This window comes from Mesobacillus sp. QJM3NY_10 (assembly GCF_056173465.1).
On record NZ_CM149675.1, the window covers coordinates 2490073 to 2509367 of the forward strand.

Consider the following 19295-nt stretch of genomic DNA (forward strand, 5'->3'; position numbering starts at 1 on the left):
GCTACTTATGGCTTCTGATACGATTCCCATCAGGCAAGGGGAAGAACTTGATACCAGTGCGATCGAAATTTACTTAAGGGAGCAATTAACAGATCTTCCTGAAAAAAATCTGACGATCCAGCAATTCAGCTTTGGAAAATCGAATTTAACCTATCAGCTGAAGATGGGAGAGTGGGAAGCGGTCTTACGGCGCCCCCCGCTTGGTCCTGTGGCACCGAAAGCGCATGATATGGAAAGAGAATATAAAATCCTCAAAGAGATCAGCCCTCATTTCTCGGCTGCTCCGAAACCATATTTGTTTGCAGATGAAAGTGTCATCGGCAGTCCATTTTTTGTGATGGAAAGAAAGCGCGGCATTGTCCTTGATACTGATTTCCCGGAAGGTATTACGCCTAGCAGAGAGATATGCAGGTCTCTGTCAGAAACGATGGTCAACCACCTTGTAGAGCTCCACAGCATTGATTATACGAAGACAAAGCTTACGGAAATGACCAAACCCGAAGGCTTCATGGAGAGACAGGTCATAGGCTGGATTCGCCGGTATGAGCGGGCGGAAACGGATATCGTTGAAGGCGTGGAGCAATTGAAACAATGGATGCTAAAGAATGTGTCTGAATCTAAAACGCCATCAATCATCCATTATGATTACAAATTGAACAATGCCATGTTCAATGAGGAAATGTCTGAAATGGTTGGATTATTTGATTGGGAGATGACGACTGTAGGTGATCCGCTTGCCGATTTGGGTGTCGCGATGAGCTATTGGATACAACCCGACGATCCCGACCTTTTGAAAAAAGGAATGGGAAAGCCTCCCGTTACGGTAACTCCCGGGTTCATGACCCGTGATGAATTTATGGAGCATTACGCAAGAAAAAGCGGCAAGGATCTGGCTAACATGAATTTTTATCAAACATTTGCTTATTTCAAGCTTGCTGTCATTTGCCAGCAAATCTATTACAGGTGGAAAAAGGGACAGACGAAGGATCCCCGGTTTGCACACCTTGACAAGTTTGTCAGCAGCCTGATCCAATATGCTCTTTACACCGCAGAAAAAAAATGACAGAAAGGGCTGAATGCTGATGAAAGTTCATCTTTTGCTAAAAAAGGAGGATATCGATAAACAGAAAATGGCTGACAACAAAATCGCTGTTGTTTTCGATGTTCTGCTGGCTACTTCCACTATCGCGTCAGCACTTGAGTTCGGTGCGAAAGAAGTGATCCCAGTCCTGGATGGAAAGGCGGCCGAACAGGAAGCTGCAGGCAGGGAAAATGACAGTTTCGTTCTGGTTGGAGAGTATCAAGGCAAAACAATCGACGGGTTTCTATCACCAAACCCACTGGAATTGAAAGAGAAGATTGGAGGGAAGTCTGTCATTCTTTCTACAACTAATGGAACGGTCGCACTCAAAAACTCCGCTGATGCGAATGCAGTTTACGCTGCTTCACTACTGAACTGCGAGGCAGTCGCCAATCATATTTTAAAAGAATATCAGGGAGAGACGATCGTGGTCGTCTGCTCAGGTTCTTCCAATGAATTTAATGTCGAAGATTTCCAGGGAGCGGGGTGCTTTATTGACTCTCTCATCAAGCAATTCCGCGATGAGTTTTTTCTAACTGACTCAGCTTATGCTGCGTATAGTTTCTACCATGGGCACAATCAAAATAGTGATGATATTCTAAAAGCTTCCCGGGTCGGACGGATGCTAAGCAAATATGGGTTTACAAAGGAAATCGAGTTCGTTTCACAGCAAAATATATTTAATAAGGTTCCTATGCTTATAGATAAGAAGAGAATCATTGCAGTTTAAAATGATAGCGTTTACATAAAAAGGAGGAAAGATTATGTCATTAAAACCAGAAGTAAAGTCCCTGCTCGAAGCATTTGCCAATAACCCTGTTCCGCCACTAGAACAGCTGCCATTGGAGGAAGCTAGAAAGGGATTTGAACAATCTGCTAAGCAAATGAGCAGGGCTGAAAAACTAGCAAAAACGGATGATCGGAAAATCAATGGATTTAACGGAGAAATTGATATCAGGATCTATACACCTCAAGGAGCTGGAGAGTCAAAGCTTCCAGCTGTAGTTTATTATCATGGAGGCGGCTGGGTGATCGGCAACATTGAAACACATGATGCTCTTTGCCACACACTGTCAAATGAAGCTGAATGTATAGTAGTTTCAGTGGATTACAGTCTTGCACCAGAAAGTAAATTCCCGGTTGCGGTAGAAGATTCATATCTAGCTGCTCAATGGGTGTTTGAATACGCTCATGAGCTGAATATTGATGAAAACTTTATCGCAGTCGCAGGTGACAGTGCAGGAGGAAATCTTGCAGCGGCTGTCAGCTATCTTGCAGTCGAAAGGCAGACACCGTCGATTGCTTATCAAATGCTGTTTTACCCGTCTACAGGCTTTGAATATACTCCATCCTACGAAAAATACGGCGAAGGTTACTATTTGACGAAGTCCACAATGAACTGGTTCCGTGAACAATACCTGAACACGCCAGACGATACACAAAACCCCCTTGCCGCACCTTTGCTGATTCCTGATGATGTAACTGCACAGCTTCCGCCAGCTTTTATTATGACAGCAGAGCTTGATCCCCTATGCGATGGCGGCGAGCACTTTGCTATGAAATTGAAAAATGCCGGAGTAGAAACAGAATATGTGTGCGTTCCGGGAATGCTTCATGGATTCCTTGGAATGACTGAATACCTGCCAGACGGCAAGAAATCAATTAGAGCTGCCGCAAAAGCTTTCAAAAACAGAAGTTCTCTTAAACCGGTTGATTAAGAAATATGGAGGAATAAATGATGCCTAATCTACACTTTGAACATTGGCCGAAAATCTCTAAATCTCTCAAATTGCCAGAAACATCACTCTATGAAAATTTAAAAGTCAGTGCGGAGAGATACCCTGACCATAGTGCGATCTACTACTATGGTCATACCATTTCCTACAAGGAGCTTGATGAGGAGGTCAACGCTCTTGCAGGTTTCCTACAGCAAAAGCTGGGTGTTACTAAAGGGGAAAAAGTATTGTTATTCATGCAAAATTCACCACAATTCGTGATTGGATTCTATGCCATATCAAGAGCAGATGCAGTCGTGGTACCCATCAATCCTATGCTGACCGCAGAAGAGTTGAGTTTTTATATCAAGGATTGCGAAATCAATACAGCATTGGTAGGCCAGGAACTTTATGACAAGGTCGAGCCGCTCGTAGGAACGACTCCATTAAATAATGTGGTTGTTGCCGCTTATTCTGATTATAAAGGAGATAGTTTCAACGGAACAGTGCCCCCAGAGGCAGAGGCAGCAAGAAAGAGTTACAATCAGCCCGGACACTTCCACTGGAAAGAAGTCATTGCCGCACAGTATGAACCTGGCGACCATAAGACCTGCGCAGATGACTTAGTTGTGCTTCCTTATACTTCTGGAACGACAGGCCTGCCAAAAGGCTGTATGCATACAAACAGCACCGTTCAGGCGAATACCATCGGTGCGTATCACTGGTCGAGCTCTACCACCAGTTCGGTTCATTTAACCACACTGCCATTGTTCCATGTAACCGGAATGGTACACAGCATGCATATGCCGATCTATTCAGGAAGCACAATGGTGCTGATGACAAGATGGAACCGCGAGGCAGCAGTTGAATTGATTCAATCGCAAGGATGCACACACTGGGTGGCCATTGCAACAATGATTGTCGACTTCCTTGCAAATCCCAAACTAAAATCAGAGGATATTGCAACGTTAACCTCGATATCAGGTGGCGGTGCAGCGCTCCCTGAGGCGGTTGGAGAAAAACTGTACAAACTTACAGGCCTACGGTTTGTGGAAGGATACGGACTTTCTGAAACCATTGCCCAGACGCACTTCAACCCGCCTGACAGGCCTAAAATGCAATGCCTTGGCATCCCGTCCTTTGATGTCGATGCAAGAGTCATTGAACCGTCAACCGGAAAAGAACTTGGTACAGGAGAGATTGGTGAAATTGTCGTGAATGGCCCGCAGGTTATGGTCGGCTACTACAACAGAGATGATGAAAACAGAAATTCATTCATTGAAATAGAAGGCAAAAAGTTTTTCAGGACAGGTGACATTGGCCGTTTTGATGAAGAAGGATACTACTTCATGGTCGATCGTGTCAAAAGAATGATCAATGCCTCAGGTTATAAGGTATGGCCTACTGAAGTTGAATCCTATCTTTACAAACATCCGGCGATACAGCAGGCTGTGGTTGTTGGTATTCCTGACCCTAGGAGAGGTGAGTCAGTAAAGGCCTTCGTAATACTGAATGAGGGGTACGATGGTGAAATAACTGAAGCTGAGATCATCGAATGGTCCAAACAGCATATGGCAGCTTACAAATATCCCCGTGAGATCGAGTTCAGGACACAGTTTCCAATGACAAGCAGCGGCAAGATATTATGGCGGAAACTACAGGAGGAAGAACGGGAAAAGGCTGAAAAACAGGTCAGGTAAAAACTTAGTCGAAGGCAGCTAAAAAATTTAAGGAGGATTTTGATGGAGATTTTGGTACAGCAGCTGTTCAATGGGCTCACCATAGGAAGTGTGTATGCACTTGTGGCCCTCGGACTTACTCTAGTTTACGGTATCCTTCATATCCCGAATTTCGCCCACGGTGCCTTGTATATGATGGGTGGCTATATCACCTTGATGATGATGGTGCAATACGGGCTTCATTATTGGCTGGCGATCCTTGTTTCTGTCATTGTTGTCGGACTTATTGGCGTGCTGATGGAACGATTGGTTTTTTATCCATTAAGGCACGCACCGCCCATACACGACAAAATTGCTGCGATCGGCATTCTGTTGTTTCTGGAAGCTTTTGCTCAGTATGTCTGGGGAGCTGACTATCAAACAATGCCAACTCCATACGGCCAGGTCGTACAGTTATTCGGATTGACCTTTACCATGCAAAGATTACTGATCATCATTGCGGCGATTACCGTCATGGTACTGCTATTCCTTTTCCTGAAGAAGACTTATACAGGGGCTTCCATCATCGCCATGTCACAGGACCGTGACGGAGCTAACCTTGTGGGAATCAATACGAACCGGGTCGCGATGCTGACGTTCCTGATCTCTGGAGGGCTTGCGGCGATCGCCAGCTCTCTGGCTGCGCCTATCAATCTGGTTTTTCCGGGTATGGGACAGCTGGTTATTCTAAAAGCATTTGTCATTATCATTCTCGGCGGTATGGGCAGCATTCCAGGAGCTATCATCGGCGGCTACATTTTAGGATTCAGCGAAAGCCTGGGGGCGACGTATATATCAAACGATTATAAAGATATCATCGCGTTCATCCTGCTGGTGATCATTCTATCCGTAAAACCAACAGGCCTTTTTGCAAAGGGGGGACACTAGTGGCAAAAATCATTGATAAAAGGTTTATAATTCCAGTACTCGTACTGTTTGCCATCGTCTTTCCATTCGTGACCCAAAATGACTACTTCATCCATGTCATGACTCTCTCTTTTATCTGGATGATTGGTGTGTATGGGCTTAATCTTCTGGCCGGTTACACAGGATATTTATCATTGGCACATGCTGGATTCTTTGCGGTTGGGGCATATTCCTTAGGGCTTTTAACAGTAAAAGCGCAGATGAATTTCTGGTTGGCTTTTGTGCTCGCTCTGATTATTACCAGTGTTCTTGGATTTTTGATTGGCCTGATTGCACTCAGGACAAAGGAGCATTTCTTTGCCATCTATACGCTATGTGTAGGGTATATCCTTTACCTTATCATCGATAAGTGGGATAGCTTAACAGAAGGAGTCCGAGGTCTGATCGGTATACCAGCACCAGGAAATATCGGGCCGATTTCCTTTGAAACACCATTATCACAATATTACCTTGTCCTTACGATCCTGCTAGTTGTGATCCTGATTGTCTACCGTATCGTGCATTCCCTGACTGGAAGGACTTACATTGCTATTCGCAATAGTGAGGACCTCGCCCAAACAATCGGTATATCGACAATGAAAAATAAACTCGAAGTATTTGTTCTCTCGACTTTTTTTGCTGGTTTATCAGGAGCACTATACGCCTCTTTCATCCGCTTCATTGGTCCTGATATTGGTAACATCGTCATCACGTTTGATTTGCTGACATACCTGTTGATTGGCGGAATCGGCACGCTGTCAGGACCAATCGTGGGTACTGTATTGGTCGTATGGATTTCACAGCAGCTGCAATTTCTCCAGGATTACCGCATGCTTATTTTTGGCCCGATCCTTACACTGCTAGTGATCTTTTACCCACGAGGAATCGCCGGTTCGATTGCCGGGTGGAATGTAAAGCGAGCTGAGAAGAAGCTTGCAAAAGCCCAACAGGACGAACGATTTTCACGAAGCTCAATCTCGCCAGAAAATCAAGTGAAGGAGGGATAAGGATGTTCCTTGAAACAAAAAATTTATCGAAGAAATTTGGCGGTTTGACAGCAGTGAACAACGTTGATTTTTCAATAGAAAAAGGTAAAATCAATGCCATCATCGGTCCTAATGGCGCCGGCAAGTCAACATTTTTCAATTTGATAAGCGGATTCCACCCTCCAAGTTCAGGCAGCATTATTCTGAAAGGCCAGGAAATCACCAATATGCCTTCAAATAAAATAGCTGAAATGGGAATTGCGCGCACCTTTCAAACTACCAATCTGTTTGAACAGTCAACTGTGCTTGACAACGTGGTCGTCGGACACAGATTAAGGACAAAGTCCAATTTGATGGACGCTGTTTTAAGAACAAAGAGGTTGAAAAGAGAGGAAGAGCAATGCCGTGAAAAGGCCCTCGAAGTGATAAACTTTACCGGGTTAGAAAAAGTTGCAGGGAAATTGGTTGGCAGCCTGACTCAGGAAGAAAAAAAGCGAACGGCCTTTGCGCTGGCTCTGGCGACAGAACCAGAAATTGTTTTTCTTGATGAGCCTGCAGCCGGAGTCAATCCTGATGAAACAGAGGGTTTGGCACAATTAATGAAAAAAATGGTCGATAAAGGGATTACCGTCTGCCTGATTGAACACAAAATGCAAATGATCATGAAGCTGGCAGACAAAATTATGGTTCTCAACTACGGCGAGAAAATCGCGGAGGGTACTGCTGAAGAGATCCAGAATGATCCCGCTGTCATCAAGGCTTATCTGGGAGGGAGCGCAAGTGCTTAAACTGCAGGACGTTTCAGTAAAATACGGAAGCTTCACAGCTGTCCATAATGTAAATCTAGAGGTTTCTCCTGGTCAAATTGTTGTTTTGTTAGGAGCGAACGGGGCAGGAAAGAGCACAATATTCAAGACGATAAGCGGGCTGAACAAGGCGTCTTCTGGAAGAATCGAATTTGAAGGTGAATACCTTAACAAACGCTCTCCAGATAAAATTGTCCAGTCAGGCATTGTCCAGTGTGCAGAAGGGCGTAAACTCTTCCCATCAATGACAGTAGAAGATAATTTGAAGATGGGCGCCTATGTCCATAGAAAACACAAGAAAGGGATAAAGGAATCAATGAAGCACGTATTCGAACTTTTTCCTATTTTAGAAGAGAAGCGGGATGATATGGCTGGTTCCCTGAGTGGAGGCCAGCAGCAAATGCTTGCGATTGGCAGAGCACTGATGGCAAAACCGAAGCTGGTGCTTCTCGATGAACCATCAATCGGGCTTGCTCCGTTGATTGTAGAGCAGATGTTTGAAGTGATCAAAACCATCAATCGCGAGGGTACCACAATCCTCCTTGCAGAACAAAATGCGAATGCTGCCTTGAAAATTGCCGATAAAGGCTATGTGTTTGAAAATGGTGCTGTTGTGCTTGAAGGTACTTCAGAGGAGCTGTTCGCGAATGATGAGATTAAGAAAGCTTATATCGGTGCTTAGAACAACTTCTGTCTTTAGGGAGGTGGTTGCAAAGCGGTACAAAATAATATTTCTGAATATTAGGAAAATAAATTTAGGGGGAAAAGCAAATGAAAAAATTTAAACTGTTACTGTTTTTAAGTATGATGTTTGCTTTAATTTTTAGCCTTGCCGCTTGCAATAGCTCTGAAAAAACGGATACGGGAGGATCGGATGACGAAGCATCAGGAGAAGGTACTATTAACATAGGATATACAGGGCCGTTAAGTGGACCTGCAGCCTTTTACGGAGAACGGACATTGAACGGTGTACAAATGGCAGCCGAAGAAATTAACAATGCCGGCGGAGTTGAGGTGAATGGCAAAAAGTATAAATTCAATGTCGTCTCGCTGGATGACAAATATTTGCCAAATGAAGCCGGAGCGAACGCCAAGAGACTGATGCAGGAAAACAAGACACCGATTATTTTCACACCGCACAGTGGCGGAGTGGCTGCTATGCAAGTGTTTAACCAGCAGGAAAAATTCATTATTGGCGCATACACCAGTGAACCTAAGGTAACAGAAGGCGGCAATAAATTAACAGTGAGAATCCCTCCTCGTTATGATGGCTATCTTGAGCCATTCACAAATTATTCAATGGAGAAATTCGGCAAGAAAATCGCCTTCCTGCCGACTGCCTCACAATACGGTAAGGACTGGGCAGAAAAGCTGCAGCCTCATTGGGAAAAAGCAGGCGGAGAAGTAGTGTATAACTCTTCTATTGACTTCGCGAAAGATACTGATTTCTTTACGATCATAACCAATGCCCTGAAGGAGAAGCCTGATGTATTGTTTATCGGCGGACCGTCCGAGCCAACCGCTAAAGTTGCCAAACAAGCGAGAGAACTAGGCTTCAAAGGCGGATTCATTGTCATGGACCAGGCAAAGTTCGATGAAATGAAGAAGGTTACAGGCAGCTATGATGTCCTTAATGGAGCGATTGGAGTAATGCCGCTTGTTAATTCTGACAGTCCAGGCATTCCAGAATTCGTGAAGAATTATCAGGCAAAATATAATGAGGACCCAGGTTCAGAAGCTGGCTTGAATTATATTGCTATGTATGTATTCGCTGAAGCGATAAAAGCAGCAGGATCAGTAGATGATTCAGAAAAAATCATGGCGCATATGCAGGATGGTTTGGATAATCTTCCAGAAGACAAAAAAGTGTATGTCATTCCAAAGATCGACCCTAATGGTGGATTTGAAGCAGAGCTGATCGTCGCAGCAATTGAGGATGGGAAAGTCGTGCCTATAAAGGCAGACTAATAGGGGCATTGTGTAGTCAGTATAGATAACGCTAGCTACTCTAAGCCCGCAGTTCTTTGTTTATTTAAAATGCTAGCTATTAAGTTCCTTGTGCATGTATAAGGTACAGGAAATTCAAATTCTGAAGGCGGCAGGTTAAATGACTGCTGCTTTTTTCTTTGCTTTCTAGTTTTACTAAGACTTACAATAGGAAAAAGGTTAACTTGAGTTCCATGAGAGGAGAGACCTCATGAAAAATAGGATCGGCATAGACGCTGGCGGCTCACTAATTAAAATCGCTTATGAAGGCAGATTTCATTTTCGGAAACTACCCTTCGGAGAAATGGATGAAGCATTAGGGTGGCTGAAACTTGTTTCCTCTAACAAAAGGGTCTCCCTTACAGGCGGGAGAGCAGGAAAAATTAAAGCCAAATTCTTTCCGGACGCAGAGATTATCGATGAATTTTCCGCAGCATGTGAAGGTGCTAATTACTTAATGATGAAGGAAGGATTACCTAATGGTGAAAAATCCATACTCATCAATATTGGTACCGGCACTTCCTGGTTTAAAATTGAAGGCGAAAACTATGAAAGGGTTCTTGGCAGCGGAATTGGCGGCGGTACTTTTATGGGAATGGGAAAACTTCTGGCTGATCCGAGTGATTTTGCAAGTCTGGTAAGCTTGTCTGACTCAGGTGAAAAAGGAAACGTGGACCTCCTGGTGAAGGATATTTATCATCCAGAAGAACCACCAATTCCTGGTGATTTAACTGCGAGCAACTTCGCAAAGACGGAAGCTATTTTATCAAGTTCTGCGGCCGACAAAACGGCTTCAGTTTTGAATATGATTGCAGAGACCATCACGCTTCTAACCGTACAAACAGCTGCTCTACACAGTACAAAAAGAGTTATTTTTATCGGAAGTACGCTGTCAGGTAATAAGCCATTGCAAGAAAGCCTTGATTTTTATTGTAAAATGTCGGGGCTGGAACCAACATTTCTGCAGACCGGCGAATTCAGCGGAGCAATCGGGGCAATACTCAAGTGATGTGAACTTACATGCTTATAAGACAAATTAAAAGAGGAGAATCTATTGAGTTCTCCTCTTTCTATCATGAACTATTTTTTCTATCCTTTAAAAATATCAGAAACGATTTCGAATGATTTCAACCTTGCTTTATGGTCAAAAATTTGCGCGTTGACAATCATTTCGTCTGCCTGGGTTTCATCCAGGAATTGCTGCAGCTTTATTTTGATGGTTTCAGGGCTACCTACGATAGATGATCCGATACGGCTGCCCAGCAGCATTTTCTCATACTCGCTCAGCTGGTTTTCCAAGTTCTTGACAGGAGGCAGCAATGGACTTGGATTATTCCTGAACAAGTTAAGGAACTGCTGCTGCATCGATGTTGCCAGGAATTCTGCTTCCTCATCAGTATCAGCAGCAATCACGTTAACACCGACCATTGCGTATGGCTCTTGCAAAACTTCTGAAGGCTGGAAACTCCTTCGGTAAAGCTTTAGTGCTCCTAAAGTATTTTCAGGTGAGAAGTGGCTGGCAAATGAAAACGGCAAACCTAGTTGTCCTGCAAGCTGAGCACTATAGCCACTTGAGCCTAATAACCAGATGGGAATATTCAATCCTTCGCCGGGGATCGCCTTGACACTTCGATATTGAGAATCGAGCTCTGGATTGAAATAGGCGCGAAGTTCGTCCAATTGCTCAGGGAAATCCTGACCATCACTGCGACGTTCACGACGTAATGCATAGGCCGTCACCTGGTCAGTTCCTGGAGCGCGACCAAGACCAAGGTCAATTCGCCCCGGGAAGAGAGATTCAAGTGTACCAAATTGTTCAGCTATCACTAGCGGAGCATGGTTAGGGAGCATGATACCGCCTGAACCAACCCTAATAGAGGATGTACCAGCAGCAACGTGGCCGATGACAACCGATGTAGCGGAACTTGCTATGCCAGGCATGTTATGATGCTCTGCTAACCAATAGCGGTTATAGCCCCATTTTTCAGCATGTTGGGCAAGATCCAGTGTGTTTTTGAACGCATCTTCTGCTGTGCCACCTTCAAGAATCGGAGCCAAGTCGAGCACGGAATATTTTATATCGTTTAAACGTTTGTTTTCGGTCATTTTTCATCTTCCTTCATTGAATAATATTAACTGCCAGGATTAGCATTTTTACTATTCCCAGCGGTTATACAATTCAATAGTAACAATTTTCTTTCGGTAATCAAAATAAAATGATTTGAGATAAATGGAATAAAGACATTTAAGAAAGGGAGTTTGGGGAGGGCAGCAGGGAACAAGGTTATGTTATTAAGGATAAGTATTCATATACCTCCCGCAAATTCCGGTAGTCCTGCTCACGGGCTTTTTTTATATAGAAAGCCCAAAGATTTGCTGCCATTTTAGCATCTGCCAATGCATGATGCCTATCGTTTACTTCAATCCCGCACTCAAGGCAAATTTGTTCCAAGGGCAGGGAATTGACAACAGGCTGGAATAATCTTATTAGAAATAAAGTATCTATCACTCTGTGTTCGAAATTAAAGCGTAAATGGCTGCTTGTAAATTTCTTCATAAAGGCTTGCTCATGTTTTGCATGGTGAGCTACAAGTACTGAGCTGCCAATAAAATTTAAAAATTCCATCAGCACTTCTGAAGTTTTCGGGGCAGCCATGAGCTCTTTCTCAGTAATAGAAGTCAGTGTAAGGACATTAGTCGGCACTGGAATTTCAGGGTTGATTAAAGAGTAAAAAACTTCATCATCTAGTATCCTGGAACCAATTACTTTGACAGCTCCTATTGAGATAATCCCATCGCCTTTTTCTGGATAAAAGCCTGTTGTCTCGATGTCAAAAACGACGACTGGCAATTCTTCCAACGGACAGGCGAGGCTATTTCCTTCCTTCATTTCTTTTTGCAGCTGCCTTAAAAAAGACATTTGCTGCGGATTTGAGTGAGGCAGCATTCCTGCATAGATGTGCGACCCAAGCTTCCCGGTCATTTGCCGGAAGAAACGAACCATATCATTCATTCCCAAAACTTACATCCTCTCAAGCATCTTCCGGACATGTTCATAAAATTGTTCACCAACTTTAAGGATTTCCTTCAATGATTTCTTTTCATCTTTAGTGAGTTTACTCGTATTTACGTAGTGGCCGGAGTCATAATCCCTGTTGCATCCATGTTTAAGGCGATAGTCAAGCAGTGCAGAGAAATTCTTGCTGTACAAAGATTTATCTTGATCTGGCATCATGACGTCAGATAAAAGGCTGATACGAGAGAGTGTGGGTGTTTCTTTTATCCCTCCGTAAAATGATAACAGCCTTGCTGCATTCACGAAGGGGAGAAACGCTGTTTCCTTAAGATTAATAGATCCAGTATAGGCACCATGAGTTTCTACAAGCAGCTGGCCAAGTAGTCCGACGCCTTTTTTCATATACATTGTGTTATGAAGCATCCTTAACAGCAATTGCTCTCTTTTAACTTCATCAAAGGCTTTTTCTTTTAATCTGCTTACCATGCCAGGATCGCCGAGGATCGACCTGGCATCTGCGAATATGAGCAAATAGCGGATTGACTCCCATGTAGATTCATCAACCCAAAGTCCAAGTTGAGTCTCCCAATCTTTCATTGATTTACACCACAATGGATTGCTGGCCATAACAGAGCCGGAACATTTTTTATAGCCAGCGATCTCTAATCCTTCAGAAATCTCTTTTCCTAACTTTAAAAAGTACTCCTGTGCTTCATCTGTTTTTAGTGTAAAAACCAATCCGTGGTCCTGGTCACTCCAAATAGATTGCTCCATTCGACCAGCACTGCCCATGACGAAGAAAGAGAATGGGGAAGGGGGATTCCCGTATTCTTTTGAGACTTTGCATAATGCAGCAGTTAAGACTTGATCATAGACCAAATCATGAAAATGGTTTAATTGTTCATTGCTAAAAGATGCGTCAGACTGCCTTTTGACTCTTATTCCATTAATATTTGAATCGTCACTCAAGTTCATAAGCCGGACGGCCTCCTTTCTCCATTCATCAAAACACGGCTGGCCCACAATAGGGGCCCGCCGCTTAATTACCCCAAAGATTAATTGACAGAAGGTTGCTGTGAATTTAAAGGAACATTGCCTGTTGAGGGGATTTCAATTGATCCCTTTGCAGCTGCTTCTTTATTAACCAATTCCGGATACCCATAGCTTCCGTGTTCACTAATATCCAGGCCGATGATTTCTTCCTCTTCTGTTACCCGCAAGCCCTTCATTGTTACCTTCATAATCGATAAGATGATAAAAGATACAGTGAAAGCGAAAGCACCTGAGGCAACAACTCCCAGCGCCTGTACTCCCAGTTGTTCAAGACCGCCACCATAAAACAATCCTGGATTCCCAACTGTGGCTAGCTCAGGGGTCGCAAAGAATCCTGTTGATAGAGTACCCCAAACACCAGCCGTACCGTGTACTGATAGCGCAAAGATAGGATCATCTATCTTTCTGCTTTCGAAGAAGCGAATACTATAGAAAACAAGGATGCCGGCAATCAGCCCGATGATAACCGCTGCCCAAGTATCAACAAAAGCACAGGATGCCGTAATGGCCACAAGGCCTGCGAGCGCTCCGTTCAACATCATTGGAACATCCGCTTTGCCTAAAACAATCCAGGAGATGAGCATGGCTGCAACAGTACCAGCAGCTGCTGCAAGATTCGTGTTGAGAGCAACAAACCCAAAGAATGCTCCATCAACAGAAACGGTGCTTCCTGCATTAAATCCGAACCAGCCAACCCATAATAACAATACGCTCAATGCTGTGAAAACCTGATTGTGGCCTTCGATATTATTAGCTGAACCGTCTTTATTAAATTTGCCAATACGCGGCTTCAGAAGGATGGTCGCTGCCAATGCCGCCATTGCTCCAGTCAGGTGGACTACAGTTGAACCAGCAAAATCCTGTTTTCCATGTTCTGCAAGCCAGCCGCCGCCCCAAATCCAATGGGCAATGAACGGATAAACTAATACTGAGAATAGAAGTGCAAAGACAAGATATACAGATAATTTTGCTCTCTCAGCAAATCCGCCAAAGGCAATCGTTAATGAAATCCCGGCGAATGCCAGCTGGAATAGAAAGAATACAGCACCTGAAAGTCCTAAGCCCTCTACGTCATAGCCTGAATAGAAAAAGTCCGAGAAGCCCAGAATCGAGTTACCTTCTCCAAAAACAAGGCCATAACCTACAGCCCAGAAAACGATTGATGAGATCCCAAATGTCAGAATCGTTTTACCGGCAATGTGGCCGGCGTTCTTCATTCGTGTTGATCCTGTTTCAAGCAGGATGAAGCCTCCAATCATCAAAATTACCAAAACCGCGGAAATCATAACCCATAGGCTGTTCATTAAAAATACCGTATCCATTTTTTCGTCCCCTTTCAAATTGTGAATGTAGTTTGTATTCTCGCATGTATTTTTTAATCAATCTACGTTTGTGTCAGAAAACCTTACACGGTTTCTAAAAAAAGAAAAAACCTCCATTATTGAAGGTTTAATAGTTTAGTATTTTCGAACGCCGAATTGAGCGTTCAATTGTCCTTGTATCATTTTCTTATGTGACTCGTCTTTATGTCGTTTCTTTTCCTTAATCATTTCCTGCCGGATCTCATAAGTCTGGACGCCATCTTCAATTTTGTTGGCAATCTCAACTAATTGTTCGACATCTACGAATGAATATCTTCTGCTTCCACCAGGGGTTCGGTCCGGAAAGACTAATTTCCTTTCTTCATAATATCGTATTTGTCGTTCAGAAAGTCCGGTCAGCTCACTGACAATACCTATAGTTATGACTTTCTTTTCTTTAAAGGAGGATGGGTCTGCAGCCAATTCATACACCACGCTTTTAACAGTTTTAAATAGTATATGTCATATTTCCTTACATGGCTATTAATTTGTATAATAAAATCGTTAATCCCCATTAATTAAATTTTTAAGTTCAGTTAATGTTAATTTCCTTAATTCTTCTTCGCTTTCATTTGTAATTTTCGATTTGATCAGATGCTGGATATAATGGTCCTTTAGTTTTTCTACGGCAGTACGCAAATGCAAGGACACAGAGAATCCCTCCTTAAAAAGTTTCATTTTGAGCAGCACGTAATATTTCTACAGCGTGCTTTCCATGTCTTTTCAAAAGTTCTTCATACAATTCATCCCGAAAAAGATCAAGCATGATAATCAATTGTGCCAAATCAGAAGTATTCTGTCTTTCCACATTCATCTCCTCATTTCCTGAAACGGTTGTGAATTTTTCATAAGCGTAAAGAATTCTTGCTAAAAAGTCAGCAGGTTCGTCAGGATATCTGACAGGATTTTTTCAAGGGGAAGTAATGATTAAAGTAAAATCCGGAAAACCTAAAGTGATTTGTATATAAGGAGGAATGAGGATGGAACAGAATATGCAGCCCGAAAATAGAGGGTATGTCATAAATGAATATGACGTACTTAAGAAAGTCATTCTTTGTAGCCCACAGTATATGACAATACGTGATGTAATTAATGAAACTCAGAAACATTTCAAGGATGAAGGCATACATATAGAAGTTGCCTTGGAACAGCACAATGAATTCGTGAATACTTTAAAACATTACGGGGTGGAGGTTATCCTTCTTCCATACCATAAAAAATACCCTGAGCAAGTTTTTACCAGAGATATCGGGTTTACACTCGGCCAAACCATATTTGTTGCGGATATGGCTAGCGATGTGCGAAAGGGCGAGGAGAACGTCCTGAAACAGTGGCTCGAGGATGAGGGAATATCCTATTATAATTTAATAGGTGATCAGATCGAGGGAGGGGATGTAGTCATCGATCAAGACACTATATATGTTGGCTTGAGTAACCGGACCAACCAACAAGCAGCAGATCATTTACAAGGATTGCTTCCCCAGCTTAAAGTTCGCGCCATTCCATTTAAGGCCGAGTATTTGCACCTTGACTGCGTCTTCAATGTCGTTTCCCCGGAAGTCGCATTAATCTATCGACCTGCATTGACAGAGGAAGATATTAAACTGTTCAGTTCAAGGTATGACCTAATAGATGTTAGTGAAGAGGAACAATTCACACTTGGAACGAATGTGCTCTGTATCGGCAACAAAAGAATCCTCAGCTTGCCTGTAAATAAAGGAGTTAATGAACAACTAAGAAGTAAGGGATTCGAAGTAATTGAAGTGGATATAACAGAAATCATAAAGTCCGGAGGTTCATTCCGCTGCTGTACCCTTCCGATTTTACGAGAGAAGAGTGGACATTAAGAAACAAGCGGGAGACAGTCGTCTCTCGCTTGTTTCGTTTATGGCCAGCTTCGGACAGGTTTTATGGTAACCAGCGAATTGCTGTCTGAACATGGAGCAACTTCTGACAGCTTTGGATGAAAGCAAGGGAACCCGCCCGAACAGAACCCATATAAACCTGTGGTACGAAACCATCAAATTCTGTACTCGAACCTCTGTTTATATACAGATATATAAATTGTTTGCTGTTAAATATCACATTTTGATTGTCCTTTGAGTTTAATTATCTTATAATTCAAAATAGAAAGAAATCAAATTTGTAAAGGGGGATTCATTTGGAAGCTTTTGTTTCTTGGCTCAATGGGATTTTGTGGAGCAACCCGGTCATTTACATCATTCTGGGAATCGGCTTGCTTTTCTCAATCTTGACACGTTTTCTACAAGTTAGACTCTTGAAAGACATGGTTAAACTTATGTTCACAGGAAGAAGTTCCGATGCGGGCGTTTCATCTTTTCAGGCCTTATCTATCGCTTTATCCGGCCGTGTAGGAACTGGTAACATCGCAGGTACTGCCACTGCAATCGCAATGGGGGGACCTGGTGCGGTTTTCTGGATGTGGACGATTGCATTCATCGGAGCAGGAAGTGCATTCGTAGAGTCAACACTAGCGCAGATTTACAAAGTGAAACAAGACGGTCTTTACCGAGGCGGTCCGGCATACTACATCGAAAAAGGACTCGGTATTAAGTGGTTTGCTATTGCGTTTGCCATTGCAGCTTTGATCGCAATGTCCCTGTTAATGCCGGGTATTCAGTCCAACTCGATTGCACTTGGTCTTGAGAATGCTTTTGGCGTTAGCAAGTCAGTGACAGGTTTTGTTGTAATCGCACTTTTGGCTTTAATCATTTTCGGAGGAGTTAAAAGGATCGCGTCTGTCGCGCAATATACAGTTCCATTTATGGCTGTTGGATACATCCTTGTCGCCCTAGTCATTATCGGAATGAATATCTCAGAAGTTCCTGCCGTTTTCGCATTGATTTTCAAAAGCGCTTTCGGTGCTGACTCAATGTTTGGCGGTATCCTTGGAAGCGCGATTGCATGGGGTGTAAAACGCGGTATTTACTCCAATGAAGCAGGTCAGGGTACGGGGCCACACGCAGCTGCTGCTGCAGAGGTTTCACACCCGGCTAAACAAGGACTGGTCCAGGCATTCTCTGTATACATCGATACACTATTCGTTTGTTCTGCCACAGCCTTCATGATCCTGTTCACAGGAATGTTCAATACGGTTGGCGCGGACGGAGCATTCATTGTCGAGAACCTTCAAGGAGTTGAAGCAGGTCCAGGATATACACAGGCTGCAGTAGATGCGGTTCTTCCTGGGTTCGGTGCAGAATTCGTTGCTGTAGCACTATTCTTCTTCGCTTTCACAACAATCATGGCTTACTATTATATGGCTGAGACGAATATTGCTTATCTTCTTAGAGGAAGAAACGGCAAGGTGCCAATGTTCATCCTCAAAATTGTCATCCTTGGTGCGGTCTTCTATGGAGCGGTAAAAGAAGCGTCACTCGCATGGGCGCTTGGTGATGCTGGCTTGGGATTGATGGTATGGCTCAACCTGATTGCCATTGTCCTGCTCGCGAAACCAGCATTGATTGCCTTGAAGGATTATGAGGAACAGAAAAAGCAAGGACTTGATCCAGTCTTCAATTCCAAAAAACTCGGCATCAAAAATGCTGAATACTGGGAAGAAGAATATTCCTTCAAACATGAAAAGGATAAAGTATCATAAGTCGTTTCTTCTGAAGAGCTGCCATCTCAATGGGCAGCTCTTCTTTTTTTGCTTATTCAGTTTGATTATATTGTCCCGATGGAATGGGAAGAATGAGAGCATTAAGGACGAATCGGGGGAATTCCATGAAAATGTTATGCATCGATGGCGGCGGTATAAGAGGCATTTTCCCGATTGCTATCCTGCAAGCGATAGAGGAAGAGTTTGGAAAGCCTGTGGGTGAACTCTTTGATGTGATCTCAGGTACAAGTACAGGATCAATCATCGCTGCTTCAGCTGCTTTGAACACATCGATGGAAGAGGTGATGGGCAGGTACGAGACTTATGGTGAAAAGATTTTTGTACGAAAAGCCAAGATTGGTCTTTTCAAGAGTGTTTATAGTGACAGGTATTTACGTCGGTTGTTAAAACAAGCCTTCAAGGAAATTACTCTTGGCGATATCGAAAAGCCTTTGTTGATCCCAGCTGTTGATATAACCCATGGAAAACCTTATGTTCATCGAACTGACTTTGGTTATTCGTCCGAAAATGAATTATCGATAAAGTTGTGGGATGCTGTGCTATCGTCTTGTTCAGCGCCAATCTACTTTCCACCCAACAATGTAAACAATCAATATTTATCGATCGATGGGGGGCTATGGGCTAATAATCCATCGTTGGTTTGTGTGACGGAAGCCCTGCACCACTTTAAAACCGACTTAGCCGACATCCATATACTATCGATTGGAACTGGCCAACAGAATATCGATTTTTCCATAAGTGAGGAAAAGTACTGGGGCATCCGCCAATGGCTGCCTTTCCATTTTCCAACTTTAAAGGTTACGCCAAAATTATTGGATCTGGCGATGGATTTATCCTCAGAATCCGTTTCTTATCACTGTCGGCTTTTGCTAGGCGATCATTACCTCAGACTGAATACAGAGCTATCAGAAGAAGTCCCTTTTGATGATTTTACTAATATGGAAGAACTAAAGCATCTGGGACGGCAGGTCTTTCAAGATAACAAAGACAAAATCGCATCTTTTTTATCAGGTAATTAGGCTTT

The 19295-nt window shown here is 43.2% G+C and carries 20 protein-coding genes; 13 read left to right on the forward strand and 7 right to left on the reverse strand.

Annotation, left to right across the window (positions count from 1 at the left end):
• Positions 1-7 precede the first annotated feature (7 nt).
• From AC0VX7_RS12540 to coaW, 10 genes are all read left to right on the forward strand, one after another.
• Positions 8-1063 (forward strand): phosphotransferase family protein, encoded by a 1056-nt coding sequence (locus tag AC0VX7_RS12540; RefSeq protein WP_475424484.1) that lies wholly within the window; start codon positions 8-10, stop codon positions 1061-1063.
• Between the two features lie 19 nt (positions 1064-1082).
• Positions 1083-1811 (forward strand): 2-phosphosulfolactate phosphatase, encoded by a 729-nt coding sequence (locus AC0VX7_RS12545; RefSeq protein WP_475424485.1) that lies wholly within the window; start codon positions 1083-1085, stop codon positions 1809-1811.
• Positions 1812-1845: 34 nt separating this feature from the next.
• Positions 1846-2799: an alpha/beta hydrolase gene (locus AC0VX7_RS12550; RefSeq protein ID WP_475424486.1), complete on the forward strand. Its 954-nt coding sequence runs from the start codon at positions 1846-1848 to the stop codon at positions 2797-2799.
• A 20-nt stretch (positions 2800-2819) separates the two neighbouring features.
• Complete coding sequence (locus tag AC0VX7_RS12555; protein ID WP_475428148.1) at positions 2820-4496, forward strand: long-chain fatty acid--CoA ligase; 1677 nt, start codon at positions 2820-2822, stop codon at positions 4494-4496.
• A 42-nt stretch (positions 4497-4538) separates the two neighbouring features.
• Entirely contained in the window at positions 4539-5402 is an 864-nt protein-coding gene (locus AC0VX7_RS12560) for a branched-chain amino acid ABC transporter permease (protein ID WP_215030078.1), read from the forward strand.
• A complete protein-coding gene (locus AC0VX7_RS12565; RefSeq protein ID WP_475424487.1) occupies positions 5402-6427 on the forward strand; it encodes a branched-chain amino acid ABC transporter permease in 1026 nt (341 codons plus the stop codon). Before AC0VX7_RS12560 ends, AC0VX7_RS12565 begins: the two co-directional genes overlap by 1 nt.
• 2 nt (positions 6428-6429) lie before the next feature.
• Positions 6430-7194 (forward strand): ABC transporter ATP-binding protein, encoded by a 765-nt coding sequence (locus tag AC0VX7_RS12570; protein ID WP_475424488.1) that lies wholly within the window; start codon positions 6430-6432, stop codon positions 7192-7194.
• Positions 7187-7894 carry an ABC transporter ATP-binding protein gene (locus tag AC0VX7_RS12575; RefSeq protein WP_475424489.1) on the forward strand — a complete coding sequence of 236 codons (708 nt, stop codon included), beginning with the start codon at positions 7187-7189 and terminating at the stop codon, positions 7892-7894. Before AC0VX7_RS12570 ends, AC0VX7_RS12575 begins: the two co-directional genes overlap by 8 nt.
• Positions 7895-7983: 89 nt before the next feature.
• Positions 7984-9180 (forward strand): ABC transporter substrate-binding protein, encoded by a 1197-nt coding sequence (locus tag AC0VX7_RS12580; RefSeq protein ID WP_475424490.1) that lies wholly within the window; start codon positions 7984-7986, stop codon positions 9178-9180.
• Positions 9181-9409: 229 nt separating this feature from the next.
• Positions 9410-10207: a type II pantothenate kinase gene (coaW, locus tag AC0VX7_RS12585; RefSeq protein WP_475424491.1), complete on the forward strand. Its 798-nt coding sequence runs from the start codon at positions 9410-9412 to the stop codon at positions 10205-10207.
• A gap of 80 nt (positions 10208-10287) precedes the next feature.
• Here coaW and AC0VX7_RS12590 read toward each other — a convergent pair whose 3' ends face one another.
• The 7 genes from AC0VX7_RS12590 to AC0VX7_RS12620 all read right to left on the reverse strand — a co-directional run bounded on the left by AC0VX7_RS12590 (position 10288) and on the right by AC0VX7_RS12620 (position 15436).
• Entirely contained in the window at positions 10288-11304 is a 1017-nt protein-coding gene (locus tag AC0VX7_RS12590; protein WP_475424492.1) for an LLM class flavin-dependent oxidoreductase, read from the reverse strand.
• 178 nt (positions 11305-11482) lie between these two features.
• Complete coding sequence (locus AC0VX7_RS12595; RefSeq protein WP_475428149.1) at positions 11483-12211, reverse strand: exonuclease domain-containing protein; 729 nt, start codon at positions 12209-12211, stop codon at positions 11483-11485.
• A 9-nt stretch (positions 12212-12220) separates the two neighbouring features.
• A complete protein-coding gene (locus tag AC0VX7_RS12600) occupies positions 12221-13189 on the reverse strand; it encodes a DUF294 nucleotidyltransferase-like domain-containing protein (protein WP_475424493.1) in 969 nt (322 codons plus the stop codon).
• A gap of 80 nt (positions 13190-13269) precedes the next feature.
• The gene (locus AC0VX7_RS12605; protein ID WP_475424494.1) at positions 13270-14589 is read right to left on the reverse strand and encodes an ammonium transporter; all 1320 of its coding nucleotides are present in this window, start codon (positions 14587-14589) and stop codon (positions 13270-13272) included.
• A gap of 135 nt (positions 14590-14724) precedes the next feature.
• Positions 14725-15051, reverse strand: coding sequence for a MerR family transcriptional regulator (locus tag AC0VX7_RS12610; RefSeq protein ID WP_475424495.1), 327 nt, complete (start codon positions 15049-15051; stop codon positions 14725-14727).
• Between the two features lie 81 nt (positions 15052-15132).
• Positions 15133-15279, reverse strand: a complete 147-nt coding sequence (gene fbpA / locus AC0VX7_RS12615; RefSeq protein WP_215030110.1) for a Fur-regulated basic protein FbpA — start codon at positions 15277-15279, stop codon at positions 15133-15135.
• A gap of 13 nt (positions 15280-15292) precedes the next feature.
• Positions 15293-15436: a hypothetical protein gene (locus tag AC0VX7_RS12620; RefSeq protein WP_198135599.1), complete on the reverse strand. Its 144-nt coding sequence runs from the start codon at positions 15434-15436 to the stop codon at positions 15293-15295.
• A 172-nt stretch (positions 15437-15608) separates the two neighbouring features.
• On the opposite strand from AC0VX7_RS12620, the gene AC0VX7_RS12625 reads away from it, so the two are divergent.
• The 3 genes from AC0VX7_RS12625 to AC0VX7_RS12635 all read left to right on the forward strand — a co-directional run bounded on the left by AC0VX7_RS12625 (position 15609) and on the right by AC0VX7_RS12635 (position 19290).
• A complete protein-coding gene (locus tag AC0VX7_RS12625; RefSeq protein WP_475424496.1) occupies positions 15609-16475 on the forward strand; it encodes a dimethylarginine dimethylaminohydrolase family protein in 867 nt (288 codons plus the stop codon).
• Positions 16476-16789: 314 nt separating this feature from the next.
• Complete coding sequence (locus AC0VX7_RS12630; RefSeq protein ID WP_475424497.1) at positions 16790-18250, forward strand: alanine/glycine:cation symporter family protein; 1461 nt, start codon at positions 16790-16792, stop codon at positions 18248-18250.
• A 125-nt stretch (positions 18251-18375) separates the two neighbouring features.
• Positions 18376-19290: a CBASS cGAMP-activated phospholipase gene (locus tag AC0VX7_RS12635; RefSeq protein WP_475424498.1), complete on the forward strand. Its 915-nt coding sequence runs from the start codon at positions 18376-18378 to the stop codon at positions 19288-19290.
• Positions 19291-19295 lie beyond the last annotated feature (5 nt).